We start from the raw sequence: 13,653 nt of genomic DNA, 5'->3' as shown, positions 1-13,653 counted from the left end.
TCCCCTCTGACTGCGCAGTCATACGACCGCGTCGAAGGCGGAGGTGCCATGTACGGGAGAAGATCGGCCAAGGCGCTCGGGAGTCTCGTTTCGGCGGCCGCGCTGCTGGCGATGTCCATGGCCACGGCGCAGGCGTACGACCCGACGGGCGGCATCCTGTACCGGCTCGGGGACGAGCCGTGCCTCAAGGGACGGGGCAATTGCGCCGTCTATCCGAAGTCGGCGCAGCTGCCGGGCGGACGTCTCGTCGCTTCGTTCGAGAAGGCCACCGTCGTCCCCGAGTCGGGCAGTGCCGACGGAGAGACGCTGCCGGTCTACAAGAGCGACGACCACGGCACGTCCTGGCAGCCGCTGTCGGAGGTCAAGGCACCGGCCTACCTGTCCAGGGACCCCAAATACGCGCGCTACACGAGCAACTGGACCAACCCGTACCTCTACGTACTCCCGCAGAGCGTCGGGAAGCTGAAGAAGGGCACGCTGCTCCTCGCGAGCGTCGTCTCGGGCGACGACCACTACTACCTGGAGCACAAGGCCGCCGACCCGCAGTGGACGCCGTCCAGCGACGGGGACCGCAGCGACCTGGCGATCGCCCTGTACTCCAGCACCGACGAGGGCAGGTCCTGGAAGGTCGTCGACGTCGTCGCGACGGGCGGATGGCAGGGCGGCAGCGCCGGCGCGGTCGGCAGGAACGTCGCCGCCGCGAACACGCACCGGCAGGTCGACCCCCTCTGGGAGCCGTACCTCATGGTCCACCAGGGCCGGCTCGTCTGCTACTACTCCGACGAGAACGACTACCTCGGCTTCGATCCCGCCACCGGCGTTCCGGTACCGGACCCGGCGAACGACACCGCCCCGGACTCGCACGGCCAGATCCTCGTGCACAAGACCTGGGACGGCCGCGCCGCCGAGTGGAGCGACCCTGTCGTCGACGTCGCGGGACACACCCAGGACATGGGCGGCGGCAAGACGGAGATCGGCGGCGGGCGGCCGGGCATGACGAACGTCGTCCGTACCTCGGACGGCACGTGGCTGCTCACCTTCGAGTACTGGGGCGGCGGGACCGACACCAGGTACCTGCCGGCCGACGACCCGCTGTCGTTCCGCCGCGGCTCTCCCACCGGACAGAGCGTCACCTCCCTGCCCGTCGACAGCGGCTCCCGCCCCCTCGCCACCGGCGGCAGCCCGGTCGTCATACGTCTCCCGGACGGTCGTCTGGTCTACAACGCGGCGGGCAGCGGCAACGTCTGGGTCAACGAGAGCGGCCGGAGCGACGGCGCGTGGAAGGAGTACCAGACGACCTCGCGGGCCGGTTACAGCCGCAACCTCCAGTACGTCGAGGGCACCGGCCGCGTCGTGATCCTCAACAACCAGGACACCTCGACGATCGCCCACGCCGAGGTCGACCTCGGCCGCTCGGACGGCGCCTACTACCGGCTCGTCAACCGCAGGACGGGCCAGGTCGTCGGCACCGGCGGCCGTACCAACGACGCGAACATCGGCAACGGCGACGTCCCCGACGTCCGCCTGGAGGACGCGGGATCGGCCGCGGACCCGAACACCCAGTACTGGCACGTGGTGACCGCACCGCGGGGCGGCACGACCCTGCTGAACAGGTCGGGCGGCCGGGCGGCGGCGATCTGGACCGGGGCCGCCACCGCCGGGCAGCGGATCGGCCAGTGGGTCGACGACAGCGACACCGGCAGCTGGAACCTCATCAAGGCCACCGGCGGCTACTACCGGCTCCGGGCGGTGAAGAACCCGGATGTGTATCTGACCGGTGCGTCCCGGGGCGCGCCGCTGACCCTGCAGAACGAGGTCGCGGACGGCTCGCAGGAGTGGCGACTCGTCCGGCGGAACTGACCCCGCCCGGGATCACCGTGAGCGCAGAACCCGCAACGCCGTGAGCGCCACGTGGAGTTCGGTGCGTCCCTCGCCGGACTCGAGGTCCGTGTCGAGGAGGCGTTCGACGGTGCGCAGCCTCTGGTACATGGTCTCCCTCGACAGGCCGCCACGGCGGGCCGCTGTGGTCTTGTTGCCGGCGGCGTCGAGGTAGTGGCCGAGGGTCGTCAGCAGGTCGGTGCCGTGCCGGGTGTCGTGGTCGATGAGCCGGCCGAGCCGGCGTTCGGTGTAGTCCTGGACGCGGGTGTCCTCGCGCAGGGCGTAGAGCAGGCGGCGCAGATCGACGTCCGGCAGCTCGTGGAAGGAGCGGTCCGGGGGGAGCGGCTGACCGGGCGGGGTGGCCTCCAGGACCCGCGCGGCCTCCCGGAAGGAGCGCGCGGTGTCGGCCAGGTCCGTCACCCCCGAGCCCGCGCTCACGATCGCCCCCGGAGCCAGACCCAGCGCGGTACGGCTCAGGCGTTCGGCCACGGGGCGCCAGGGCTGGGCGGGCCGCAGGGCCGGCAGGACGCCGAGACGGCCGGGGGAGAGCTCGCCGACCAGCGCTGGGATCCCCGACGACCTGAGGTCCTGGTACAGCCGGGTCTCCACTTCGGCTCCGCCGGCGCCGGGGCCCAGGTCGACGAGGATCGCCACGAAACGGCTGTCCTCGGTGGGCAGGCCCAGCGCGGCGCAGCGGGCGCGGGCGTCCTCGGGGGAGTGGTGGCGCTGCTCCGCCAGCTCCCGCAGGGCGCCGCGGTGCGCCGTGTGCTCCCAGGGCGTGGAATGGATCAGCCGGGCGACGGTCAGCGCCATCGCCGTCCGCTCCAGGACCGTGACGTGCTCCGGCCCGAAGCCCGGCCCCTCGCCGGGAGGCCGGAGCATGGCCAGACGGCCCCAGCGTTCGCCCTGGTAGGAGACCGGCGCGGTGAGCCAGCCCTCCGGGCCGCCCACCTCGGTGTGGTCTGCGGGCTCGGCCGCCCGGGAGCGCCGCTCCCAGTCGGCGAGCGCCTCCTCCACCGTGCTCCCCGACGGCTCGCACAGCAGCGCCTGGTGTGCCAGGTTCTCCAGGACGATCGTCCGGCCGCTCATCTCCGCCGCCGCGCGCACCACGTCCTCCGGTCCGGCGCCGCGCAGCGTCAGGGCGGTGAACGCCTCGTGGATCCGCTGCGTCCGGCGCATCGCGTCGGCCTGGCTGCCGAGGATGAGGGCGTGAACGACCTGGGTGACCTCCAGGAAGTTGACGTCCCGGGCGAGGGTGACCAGGGGAAGCCCCCGGACCCGGCAGGCCTGGACCAGGGCGTCGGGAGGGCGGTGGTAGCGCCGCACCAGCTCGATCACCAGGGCGGCGGCGCCCACCTCCGTGAGTTCGTCGACGTACCGGCGGACACCCGCGGCGTCCTCGGGCAGGGGCATGCCGGTGGTCAGGACCAGCTCGCCGCCCTTGAGGAAGGAGGCGGGGTCCGTCAGCTCGGTGATGTGCACCCAGCGCACCGGCCGGTCCAGCTGGGCCAGCCCCGCGACCACCTGGGGCTGCCCGGCGGCCAGGACGGGCAGGGCCAGCACGTCGGCCACGGTCGGCGGGCGTCCGGACGGAGCGGGGTCACGGTCGTCCGGGGCGGGCGGAGGAGCCTTCGGGGGGTTGTCGTGCACGGTGCCTCCAAGGGTGCCCGGTCACTCTGACAAGCGGCGCTGACCTGCGCAAGAGCTACCCACGCCAGGGGGGCCGGGTACCTGATCGGCCCGCGGGTTGACACAACGTCCGAACAACGTGTGCCCACCGGACACATCACGCGTTGTCGCCGTCCGCAGCGGCCTGGATGCTCGCAGTGTCGGACCAGCACGGCAGATCACCGCAAGCAGACCTCGACGCAGGCCGGGAGACGAACATGACCGCACTGTCGCCGCAGCTTCGCCAGGCCACGCCCGTGGTGGCGACCAGGGGCGAGGGCGTCCACCTCTACGGTGAGGACGGCCGCCGCTACCTCGACTTCACCGCCGGGATCGGCGTCACCAGCACCGGGCACTGCCACCCCAAGGTCGTGGCGGCGGCGCAGGAGCAGGTGGGCACGCTGATCCACGGCCAGTACACGACCGTCATGCACCAGCCGCTGCGCCGCCTCGTCGACAAGCTCGGCGAGGTCCTGCCGGCCGGCCTGGACAGCCTGTTCTTCACCAACTCCGGCAGCGAGGCCGTCGAGGCGGCACTGCGGCTGGCCCGCCAGGCCACCGGCCGGCCCAACGTCCTGGTCTGCCACGGTGGTTTCCACGGCCGTACGGTCGCAGCCGCCTCGATGACCACCTCCGGCGTCCGCTTCCGGTCCGGCTTCTCCCCGCTGATGAGCGGCGTGGTCGTCACTCCGTTCCCGACGGCCTTCCGCTACGGCTGGGACGAGGAGACCGCCACCCGCTTCGCGCTGAAGGAACTCGACTACACCCTGCAGACGATCTCCTCGCCCGCCGACACGGCCGCGATCATCGTCGAACCGGTGCTCGGCGAGGGCGGGTACGTGCCCGCGAACCGCGCCTTCCTGGAAGGGCTGCGGGAGCGGGCGGACCGGCACGGCTTCCTGCTGATCCTCGACGAGGTGCAGACCGGCGTCGGCCGCACCGGGCGCTTCTGGGGTCACGACCACTTCGGCGTCACCCCGGACATCCTCGTCACCGCCAAGGGCCTGGCCAGCGGCTTCCCGCTGTCCGGGATCGCCGCCTCCGAGGAACTGATGACGAAGGCGTGGCCCGGCTCGCAGGGCGGCACGTACGGTGCCAACGCCGTCGCCTGCGCCGCGGCCTGCGCGACCCTCGACGTCGTACGCGACGAGAAACTTGTCGAGAACGCGGAGGCGATGGGCGAGCGGCTGCGCCGGGGCCTGGAGGCGGTGGCCGAGCGGACGCCGGGCATCGGCGACGTCCGCGGCCTCGGTCTTATGCTGGCCACCGAGTTCGTCACCGAGGACGGCGACCCGGACCCCGCGACCGCCGCCCGCGTGCAGCGCGCCGCCGTCGACGAGGGCCTGCTCCTGCTGCTCTGCGGCGCGTGGAACCAGGTGGTCCGGATGATCCCGGCCCTCGTGATCGACGAGACGGGCGTGGACGAGGGTCTCCAGGCCTGGGCGAAGGCGGTCGAGGCCGGCACGTCGGGAGCCGCGGACCGATGACCACCGCCCCCCGCGGCCCGGCGGGTCTGACGGCCCGTCTCGCCGAGATCGCGCCCGGCCTGCGGGTGGAGACCGGGCCGGGGGCGACGGGCCCCTACGCCTACGACGCCTCCAACTACCGCGTCCCGCCCCGGGCCGTGGCCTTCCCGCGCACCGCCGACGACGTGGTCGCGGTGCTGCGGGCCTGCCGCGAGGCGGGCGTCCCGGTCACCGCCCGGGGCGGTGGCACGAGCATGGCCGGCAACGCCGTGGGAGCCGGTGTCGTCCTGGACTTCTCCCGGCACATGAACCGGATCCTGGACATCGACGTCGAGGCGCGTACCGCCCGTGTCGAGTCCGGTGCCGTCCTGGACGCGCTGCGCGGTGCGACCGCCCCGCACGGGCTGGACTTCGGGCCGGATCCGTCGTCGCACAGCCGCTGCACGCTCGGCGGCATGATCGGCAACGACGCGTGCGGCAACCGGTCGGTGCGCGACGGGCGGACCAGCGGGCACGTCGAGGCGCTGGAGATCGTGACGGCGGACGGCGTGCGGGCGGTGGCCGACCACCGCGGGCTGCATCCGGTGGACCCCGGGGACACCGGCCTCGTCGCCCGGCTCGAAGCGGACCTGCGACGCCTGGTCGAGGAGAACCTGGCGCCGATCCGCACCGAGCTGGGCCGCATTCCGCGCCAGGTCTCCGGCTACCAGCTGCATCACCTGCTGCCGGAGAACGGCTTCGACCTGGCCCGTGCCCTGGTGGGCACCGAGGGCACCTGTGCGGTCGTCACCGCCGCGACGGTCCGCCTGGTGGCGACCGCACAGGCTTCGGCGCTGCTCACCCTCGGCTACGACGACGTGGTCGAGGCGGCCGAGGACGTGCCGGAGATCCTGCGCTGGTCGCCCAGCGCCGTGGAGGGCATGGACGAGGCGATCGTGGCCACCATGCGCGCCCGCCGGGGCCCGGACTCCGTCACGGGGCTTCCGCAGGGGCGCGCCTGGCTCTACGTCGAACTCGAGGGCGACGACCGGGCCTCGGTGACCGCCCGCGCCGCCGAACTGCTCGACGCGCTCGAGGCCCGGGGCCGCATGACCGGCGGCCGGGTCGTCGAGAGCGCGGCGGAGCGGCGTTCGCTGTGGCGGGTGCGTGAGGACGGAGCCGGACTCGCCGCCCGCCTGGTCGACGATGGGGGAGAGTCCTGGCCCGGCTGGGAGGACGCGGCCGTCGCGCCCGAGCACCTCGCCGCCTACCTGCGCGACTTCCGCAAGCTGCTGGCCTCGCACGGGCTGACGGGTGTGCTGTACGGGCATTTCGGCGCGGGCTGCGTGCACGTGCGGATCGACTTCGACCCTGCGAGCGAGCCCGGGCAGGCGGCCATGCGGCGTTTCCTCACCGAGGCGGCGGCCCTGGTCGTCGAGCACGGCGGCACGCTGTCGGGCGAGCACGGCGACGGGCGGGCCCGCGGTGAGCTGCTCCAGGTCATGTACAGCCACCGCATGATCGCCGCGTTCACCGCGTTCAAGCGGGCCTTCGACCCCGACGGGCTGCTGAACCCCGGCGTCATCGTCGATCCCGCCCCGCTGGACGCGGACCTCGCGTTGCGTGAACTGCCGCTCGTGGACACGTCGTTCACGTTCCCGCACGACGAAGACGGTCTCGCGGGCGCGGTACGCCGCTGCGTCGGGATCGGCCGCTGCCGCAGCGACGCGGGCGGGGTGATGTGCCCGAGCTACCGCGCCACGGGCGAGGAGAACGACTCCACCCGCGGCCGGGCCCGTCTGCTCCAGGAGATGGTGCGCGGCGAGACCGTCCAGGACGGCTGGCGCTCCACCGAAGTGCGCGACGCCCTCGACCTGTGCCTGTCCTGCAAGGCCTGCTCCAGCGACTGCCCGGTCGGCGTCGACATGGCCACCTACAAGGCGGAGTTCCTCCACCAGCACTACAAGGGACGCCTGCGGCCCCGCTCCCACTACTCACTCGGCTGGCTGCCGCTGACCTCGGCACTCGCCGGATACGCCGCCCGCCCCGTCAACGCGCTGCTGCGCGGCCCCCTCGGCCGGCTGCTCGCCCGTCTCGGCGGCGTGACCACCAGGCGCCGGATCCCGGCTTTCGCCTCCCGGCACGCGCTGCGCCGGGCCCTGCGCACGGCGCGAACCGGTGAACCGGCCAGGGCCCTGCTCTTCGTCGACAGCTTCACCCGCGCCTTCCGTCCCGGGGTCGCGGGCGCCGCGAGCCGCGTCCTCGCCGGCGCCGGGGTCCCCTGCGCTCCCCGGGACGGCCTGTGCTGCGGCCTGACCTGGGTCAGCACCGGCCAGCTGGGTACGGCCCGCCGGGTCATGTCCCGTACCGTCGCCGCCCTCGACGACGGCGACGACCGGCCGATCGTCGTGGCCGAGCCGAGCTGCGCGGCCGCACTCAAACGCGACGTGCCCGAACTGCTCGGCACCGAGGCCGCGCGACGCGTCGCCGGCCGCGTCCACACCTTCACCGGCGCGCTGACCGAGCTGGCCGACCAGAGGTGGACACCGCCACCGCTGCCCGAGACCCTGGTGCTCCAGACCCACTGCCACGAGTACGCCGGCTTCAAGGGCCGCCGTCCGGCTGACCTGTTGCGCCGCCTCGGTGTGCGCGATGTCGACGAGGCCGAGGGCTGCTGCGGACTCGCCGGGAACTTCGGCTTCGAAGCGGAGCACTACGACACCTCCATGGCCGTCGCGGACCTCGCCCTCAAGCCCCGTCTCGACGCCCTCGAAGGACGCACCGTCGTCGCCGACGGCTTCAGCTGCGCCACCCAGATCGACCACCTCGCCGGTTACCGGGGTGTCCGTGCCCTGCACCTCGCCGAACTCCTCGACCCCGCCGCCGATCTTCCAGGAGAGACACCATGACCGACGTTCTGAACCAGTTGTTCATCGGCGGGGCCTGGGTGGATGCCGCGGACGGCGCCACCCTGCCCGTCGACGACCCCGCGACCGGCGAGACCCTCTGCCACGTCGCCGACGCGGGGCCGAAGGACGCCCGGCTCGCGGAGGAGGCGGCCGTCCAGGCGCAGCAGGACTGGGCCCGCACCGCGCCCCGGGCCCGCAGCGAGATCCTGCGCCGCGCCCACGAGCTGATCCTGGAGCGCACCGACGAGCTCGCCCGGCTGATGACGTCGGAGATGGGCAAGCCGCTCGCCGAGGCCAGGGGAGAGGTGGCCTACGCCGCCGAGTTCTTCCGCTGGTTCTCCGAGGAGGCCGTCCGCATCGACGGCGGCTGCGGCATCCTGCCCGACGGCCGGAACCGCATGCTGCTCTCCCGCCGCCCGGTCGGCCCCTGCCTGCTGATCACGCCGTGGAACTTCCCGCTGGCCATGGGCACCCGCAAGATCGGTCCGGCGATCGCCGCGGGCTGCACGATGATCCTCAAGCCGGCCCCGCAGACCCCGCTGTCCAGCCTCGCCCTGGCCGGCATCCTCAAGGAGGCCGGGCTGCCGGACGGCGTGCTGAACGTCGTCACCACCTCCCGCGCCGGCGAGGTGTGCGAACCCCTCCTGCGCGGCGGCCGGATCCGCAAGCTGTCCTTCACCGGCTCCACGGCCGTCGGCCGGCTGCTGCTCGCCCAGTGTGCCGACACCGTCGTACGCACCTCGATGGAGCTGGGCGGCAACGCCCCCTTCATCGTCTTCGACGACGCCGACCTGGACGTGGCCGTGGACGGCGCCATGGTCGCCAAGATGCGCAACATGGGCGAGGCCTGCACCGCCGCGAACCGCTTCTTCGTGCACCGGTCCGTGGCCGACGAGTTCGGGCAGCGGCTCGCCGAGCGGATGGGCGCGCTGGTGGTGGGCCCCGGCACCCGGGACGGCGTGGACGTCGGGCCGCTGATCGACGCCGCCGGACGCGGCAAGGTCGAGGAACTGGTCGCGGACGCGGTGGAACGCGGTGCCCAGGTGCTGGTGGGCGGCCGTACGCCGGAGGGGCCGGGCTGCTTCTACCCGCCGACCGTGCTCGCCGGTGTCTCTCCCGAGAGCCGCCTGATGGACACCGAGATCTTCGGGCCGGTCGCCGCGATCCTCACCTTCGACGACGAGGACGAGGTGGTGAGCCGCGCCAACGACACACCCTGGGGTCTGGTCGGCTACGTGTTCACCGAGGGCCTGGACCGCGGCCTGCGCGTCAGCGAACGCCTGGAAGTCGGCATGGTCGGACTCAACACCGGCCTCGTCTCCAACCCCGCCGCGCCCTTCGGCGGCGTCAAGCAGTCCGGGCTCGGCCGCGAGGGCGGACGGGTCGGGATCGACGAGTTCCTGGAGTACCAGTACCTGGCCGTGCCGGTGCGGTGAAGGCCGGGGCGAAGGTCAGCCCAGGTGGCGGGCGGTGATCTCGGCCGCGGTGCCGGTCACCAGCCTGCCCAGCCCGTCGAGCCGGGCGGGCTCGAAACGGGAGTCGGGCAGGGAGACGGCCACCGTGGCCAGCGGTGTGCCGTCGCCGTCCAGAACGGGCGCGGCGATCGCGCAGACACCCGGGCGGAAGTGGTTGTGGTTGACGGAGTATCCCCGCTCCCTGACCCGTCCGAGCTCGGCGCGTAGCTCGGCGGGGTCCGTGATGGTCTCCTCGCCGTAGCGTTCGAGTCCGCCGGCCACGAGCTCGTCGACCTCGGACTTCGGCAGGTGGGCGAGGATCGCGTGGCCGGTCGCGGTGGCGTGCATCGGCGAGGTGTCGCCGATGGCGTGGAAGGTCCGTACGGGGTGGTCGCAGTCGACGCGGTCGACGACCACCATTCCGTACAGGGCGTCGGGGACGGAGAGGTGGATGGTCTCGTTGACCGCGTCCCGGAGCCGGATCATGGGTTCGCGGGCGGCGGCGAAGAGGCTGGAGCCCTGGAGGGCGGCGGGCCGTACGGCCAGCACGCGGGCGCCGATCTCCCAGCGGGTGGTGTCCCTGCGGTTGGCGCGCAGCCAGCCCGCCTCGTTGAGCGTGACCAGGGTGCGCTGCACGGTCGACTTCGGCAGGCCGAAGAGCTTGGTCAGCTCGCCGACGGTCACCGGCTGGTGCTGGGCTACCGCTTCGAGGATGCGCAGCGACCTCGTGACGCTCTTCATTTCCATCCGAAGTCCCGTCGGTTCCGTGGATTTCTCCCGCTCACCTCTTGACCCCTTCCGGAGCCACAGGCATGATCGTGCCGGATTCTAGCATGGCGTTCCACAATACGGCACGCCTCGGAGTCCGGTGCCGCGCGGCGTTGGACAGCGGTAGCGCCCTGACTGCGCTCACCCCGCCGCGTGGTGCGGCCGCCCCGCCTCCCGCTCCCTCCCCCCCTGAGCGGGGCGGGGCGGCGACCGCTGCACGCGCAGGGGCTGGCCGTACGCGAGTGCGTACGGCCGGCCCCTGCCGGTGCGTGGCGTTCAGGCGCCCATGCGCCGTCCCGTGATCTCCGCCGCCGTGTCGGCGGCCAGGCGGCCCCATTCGGGAAGCCGCTCGGTGTCGTACCGCGAGTCGGGCATCGAGATCGCCACCGTGGCCAGCGGCGTGCCCTCCTCGTCGAGGACGGGCGCGGCGACGGCGCAGACGCCCGGCCGGTACTGGTTCTGGTTGACCGAGTAGCCCTCGATGCGAATCCGGTCCAGCTCGGCGCGCAGGGCGTCGGGCTCGGCCGGGGTCGTGTCACTGAAGCGCTCGAGGCCTCGGGCGATGAGCTCTTCGACGTCCTGCTTGGGCAGGTGGGCGAGGACGGCGCGGCCGGCGGCGGTGGCGTGCAGGGGTGAGGTGTCGCCGATGGTGTGGAAGGTCCGTACCGGATGGTCGCAGTCGACGCGGTCCACGACGACCATGCACTGCAGCGCGTCGGGGACGGAGAGGTGGATGGTCTCGTTGACCGCGTCGCGGAGCCGGATCATGGGTTCGCGGGCGGCGGCGAAGAGGCTGGACCCCTGGAGGGCGGCGGGGCGCACGGCCAGCACGCGGGCGCCGATCTCCCAGCGGGTGGTGTCCCTGCGGTTGGCGCGCAGCCAGCCCGCCTCCGCCAGGGTGACCAGGGTGCGCTGCACGGTCGATTTCGGCAGGCCGAAGAGCTTGGTCAGCTCGCCGACGGTCACCGGCTGATGCTGGGCCACCGCTTCGAGGATGCGCAGCGACCTGGTGACGCTCTTCATTTCCATCCGGTTTCCCCCTGTTAATCCTCGGAACTTCCAGCCGGCACCCTCTTGACTCCCCTGAGTGCCACTGCCATTCTCTGTGCCAGATTCTAGCACAGCATTCCACAATGTGGCACGGCCCTCCGGAAGACCCCGAGAGGCGAGCCGGACTCCGAGAACGGGGCGAATACGGCCGGAGGCCTCCGAAGAGCCCGGTCTCCGCCTGAACCTCCTCGAATCGACAGCCTCACGCCAGGGCTCAGCTTGCGCCCCGGCGATACGAAAGGAAAGCCCTGTGTCAGCTGCCAGGAAGCGCGTCGCCGTCGTCGGCGTCGGAACGATGGGCAGCCAGGCCGCCTGGCGACTCGCGGCCCGCGGCGCGGAGGTCGTCGGCTACGACCGCTACGCACCCGGCCACGACCGCGGCGCCGCCGGCGGCGAGACCCGCATCTTCCGCAGCGCCCACTTCGAGGACTCCCGGTACGTGCCGCTGCTCCAGCACGCGGACGCCCTCTGGGAGCGGCTCCAGCAGGAGACCGGTCGCGAGCTGCGCCGCCTGACCGGCTGTCTGCTGATGGGGCCCGCGGAGCACCAGCAGATGGCCACCGTCCTGCAGTCCATCGCCGAGCACGGCCTCGACCACGAGGTGCTCGACACCGAGGCGCTCGCCAAGCGTTTCCCGCAGTACCGGATCGAGGACGGCGACGCCGCCGTGCTCGACCGCCGGGCCGGGTTCATCCGCCCGGAGCTGACGATCCAGACCGCCGCCCGCCGGGCCGAGCAGCTGGGCGCCGCCATCCACCGGTACACCACGGTCCGCGAGATCGTTCCCCACGCGAACGGCGTGGAGATCCGCACCGACACCGGAAGCGAACGCTTCGACACGGCCGTCGTCACCCCCGGCCCCTGGGTCAACGACCTGCTGCCCGACCTGCCCTGGGACGTCGACGTCCGCCGTCTCGTCAGCGCCTGGTACGTGCCCACCACCGACGCCTGGTCCGGCGAGGAACGCCCCGCCTTCATCCGCACGGCACCCACCCACTGCTACGGCCTGCCCTCCCCGGACGGCATCTCCGTCAAGCTCGGCCTGTCCCGCGCGCTGCACCTCCCGGCCGGCGACCCGAACCGGCTGGACCGCACCGTGGGGCCCGAGGAACTGGGGATCTTCACCGAGCTCATGGGTCGCTACCTGCCGGACCTGCACCCCGACCCCGTCCGGCTCTCCGTCTACATGGAGGGCTACACCGAGAGCAGCCGACCGCTCGTCGGCCCGCTGCCCGGCGCCGAGAACGTCGTCCTGCTCGCCGGCTTCTCCGGACACGGCTTCAAACTCTCGCCCGCCTTCGGCGACATCGCCGCGGATCTCGCCCTGGACGGGACCTCCGCCCAGCCCATCGGCTTCCTCTCGACCGTCGGCCGCACGGAGGCATGACCATGAACGACACCACCCTGTCCGTCGGCTCCCTCACGGCCGGGCCCGGCACCAAGACACGTGGCACCGTCCGCGCCGACCTCGGCGCCCTCACCCTCGACATCCCGCTGACCCTGGTCAACGGCGCCCGCCCCGGCCCCCGGGTCGTCATCACCGCCGGCGTGCACGGCGGCGAGTTCACCCCCGTCGACGCCGCGACACGACTGACGAACCTGCTGGAACCGGGCCGGGTACGCGGACAGCTCGTCATCTGTCCGGTCGCCAACCCGCCCGCCGTGTACCAGGGCAGGCTGGGCGTCTCCCCGCTCGACGGCGTGAACATCAACCGCGTCTTCCCCGGCGACCCGGACGGCGGCCCCACCGAGCGGCTCGCCGCCTGGCTCTTCGCCCACCTGATCGACGGCGCCGACACCTATATCGATCTGCACTGCGGCGGTATCGACCAGGTCCTGAGGGACTTCGTCGGCTACCGCCTCACCGGCGACCCGGACCTCGACAAGGCAACGGCCGGACTGGCGGGCTCCTTCGGCGTCGAGGACGTCATCCTCGGACTGACGGCCGAGGGCGGCAACAGCCATGCCGCCGCCGCCCGCCGTGGCATCTCGGCCGTCCTCGTCGAAGTGGGCGAACTCGGACAGCGCGACGAGGCAACGGCCCTGCACCGCGTCGACGGCCTGCTCGGGGCTCTGCGCCACCTGGGCGTGCTCGAACCGGACGGCTCCGTGCCGGCCCCGATCCGTGAATGGGTCTGGTCCGCCGGGGTCACGGCCGAGGCCACGGGACTGTGGTACCCGCAGTTCTCCTTCGACGCCGACGTCATCGGCGAGGTCGCCGAGGGCGATGTCCTCGGCCACATCGTCGCCCCGGCCGACGGCCGCGAGCACCCCGTCCACGCCCCGGCCGGCGGCCGCATCTTCTACGGCATGCACGGCCTGACCGTCACCGAAGGCGACGAACTGGCCGCCCTCGCCGTCCCCTGGGACCCCGCCACGGCCGCCCGCCCCGACTCCCTCAGTACCCCCGGCCTGGGCGCCGCGCCCGAAGCGACGGACACCCCCGCGTAAACCCCCACCCCGGCCGCCCCCCTTCTTCCC

The 13,653-nt window shown here is 72.8% G+C and carries 9 protein-coding genes; 6 read left to right on the top strand and 3 right to left on the bottom strand.

Features of this window, described 5'->3' with window-relative positions:
- Positions 1-48 precede the first annotated feature (48 nt).
- On the top strand, positions 49-1,860 hold the full coding sequence (locus ABZ016_RS35640) for an RICIN domain-containing protein (protein ID WP_356920858.1): 1,812 nt from the start codon (positions 49-51) through the stop codon (positions 1,858-1,860).
- 12 nt (positions 1,861-1,872) lie between these two features.
- Here the strand turns inward: ABZ016_RS35640 and ABZ016_RS35635 are convergent, their stop codons facing one another.
- Positions 1,873-3,528 carry a PucR family transcriptional regulator ligand-binding domain-containing protein gene (locus ABZ016_RS35635; RefSeq protein ID WP_356920857.1) on the bottom strand — a complete coding sequence of 552 codons (1,656 nt, stop codon included), beginning with the start codon at positions 3,526-3,528 and terminating at the stop codon, positions 1,873-1,875.
- A gap of 236 nt (positions 3,529-3,764) precedes the next feature.
- Between ABZ016_RS35635 and ABZ016_RS35630 the strand changes: the two genes are divergently transcribed.
- Genes ABZ016_RS35630 through ABZ016_RS35620 form a run of 3 tightly spaced genes read left to right on the top strand, consistent with a single transcriptional unit; the run spans position 3,765 to position 9,336 of the window.
- Positions 3,765-5,033: an aminotransferase class III-fold pyridoxal phosphate-dependent enzyme gene (locus ABZ016_RS35630; RefSeq protein ID WP_356920856.1), complete on the top strand. Its 1,269-nt coding sequence runs from the start codon at positions 3,765-3,767 to the stop codon at positions 5,031-5,033.
- Complete coding sequence (locus ABZ016_RS35625) at positions 5,030-7,900, top strand: FAD-binding and (Fe-S)-binding domain-containing protein (RefSeq protein ID WP_356920855.1); 2,871 nt, start codon at positions 5,030-5,032, stop codon at positions 7,898-7,900. The genes ABZ016_RS35630 and ABZ016_RS35625 overlap by 4 nt, the downstream gene beginning before the upstream one ends.
- The gene (locus tag ABZ016_RS35620; RefSeq protein WP_356920854.1) at positions 7,897-9,336 is read left to right on the top strand and encodes an NAD-dependent succinate-semialdehyde dehydrogenase; all 1,440 of its coding nucleotides are present in this window, start codon (positions 7,897-7,899) and stop codon (positions 9,334-9,336) included. Before ABZ016_RS35625 ends, ABZ016_RS35620 begins: the two co-directional genes overlap by 4 nt.
- Positions 9,337-9,351: 15 nt before the next feature.
- Here the strand turns inward: ABZ016_RS35620 and ABZ016_RS35615 are convergent, their stop codons facing one another.
- Together ABZ016_RS35615 and ABZ016_RS35610 are read right to left on the bottom strand one after the other, a co-directional pair.
- Entirely contained in the window at positions 9,352-10,095 is a 744-nt protein-coding gene (locus ABZ016_RS35615) for an IclR family transcriptional regulator (protein WP_356920885.1), read from the bottom strand.
- 303 nt (positions 10,096-10,398) lie between these two features.
- Positions 10,399-11,145 carry an IclR family transcriptional regulator gene (locus ABZ016_RS35610; protein WP_356920884.1) on the bottom strand — a complete coding sequence of 249 codons (747 nt, stop codon included), beginning with the start codon at positions 11,143-11,145 and terminating at the stop codon, positions 10,399-10,401.
- A 277-nt stretch (positions 11,146-11,422) separates the two neighbouring features.
- Here ABZ016_RS35610 and solA point away from each other — a divergent pair, with 277 nt between their 5' ends.
- Together solA and ABZ016_RS35600 are read left to right on the top strand one after the other, a co-directional pair.
- Positions 11,423-12,559 (top strand): N-methyl-L-tryptophan oxidase, encoded by a 1,137-nt coding sequence (solA, locus tag ABZ016_RS35605; RefSeq protein WP_356920853.1) that lies wholly within the window; start codon positions 11,423-11,425, stop codon positions 12,557-12,559.
- Positions 12,560-12,561: 2 nt separating this feature from the next.
- The gene (locus ABZ016_RS35600) at positions 12,562-13,623 is read left to right on the top strand and encodes a succinylglutamate desuccinylase/aspartoacylase family protein (protein ID WP_356920852.1); all 1,062 of its coding nucleotides are present in this window, start codon (positions 12,562-12,564) and stop codon (positions 13,621-13,623) included.
- Positions 13,624-13,653 lie beyond the last annotated feature (30 nt).

Origin of the sequence: Streptomyces sp. NPDC006372 (genome assembly GCF_040612515.1) — a bacterium.
In the GTDB taxonomy this organism is placed as follows: Bacteria; Actinomycetota; Actinomycetes; order Streptomycetales; family Streptomycetaceae; genus Streptomyces.
Note: the sequence above shows the minus strand (reverse complement) of the source record. Positions and strands in the feature narration are given on the sequence as shown.

Excerpts from the sequence above, each read along its gene's own strand:
- ABZ016_RS35640 (WP_356920858.1), top strand. The coding sequence starts at position 49 with ATGTACGGGAGAAGATCGGCCAAGGCGCTCGGGAGTCTCGTTTCGGCG.
- ABZ016_RS35630 (WP_356920856.1), top strand. The coding sequence starts at position 3,765 with ATGACCGCACTGTCGCCGCAGCTTCGCCAGGCCACGCCCGTGGTGGCG.
- ABZ016_RS35625 (WP_356920855.1), top strand. The coding sequence starts at position 5,030 with ATGACCACCGCCCCCCGCGGCCCGGCGGGTCTGACGGCCCGTCTCGCC.
- ABZ016_RS35620 (WP_356920854.1), top strand. The coding sequence starts at position 7,897 with ATGACCGACGTTCTGAACCAGTTGTTCATCGGCGGGGCCTGGGTGGAT.
- ABZ016_RS35615 (WP_356920885.1), bottom strand. The coding sequence starts at position 10,095 with ATGAAGAGCGTCACGAGGTCGCTGCGCATCCTCGAAGCGGTAGCCCAG.
- ABZ016_RS35610 (WP_356920884.1), bottom strand. The coding sequence starts at position 11,145 with ATGAAGAGCGTCACCAGGTCGCTGCGCATCCTCGAAGCGGTGGCCCAG.
- ABZ016_RS35600 (WP_356920852.1), top strand. The coding sequence starts at position 12,562 with ATGAACGACACCACCCTGTCCGTCGGCTCCCTCACGGCCGGGCCCGGC.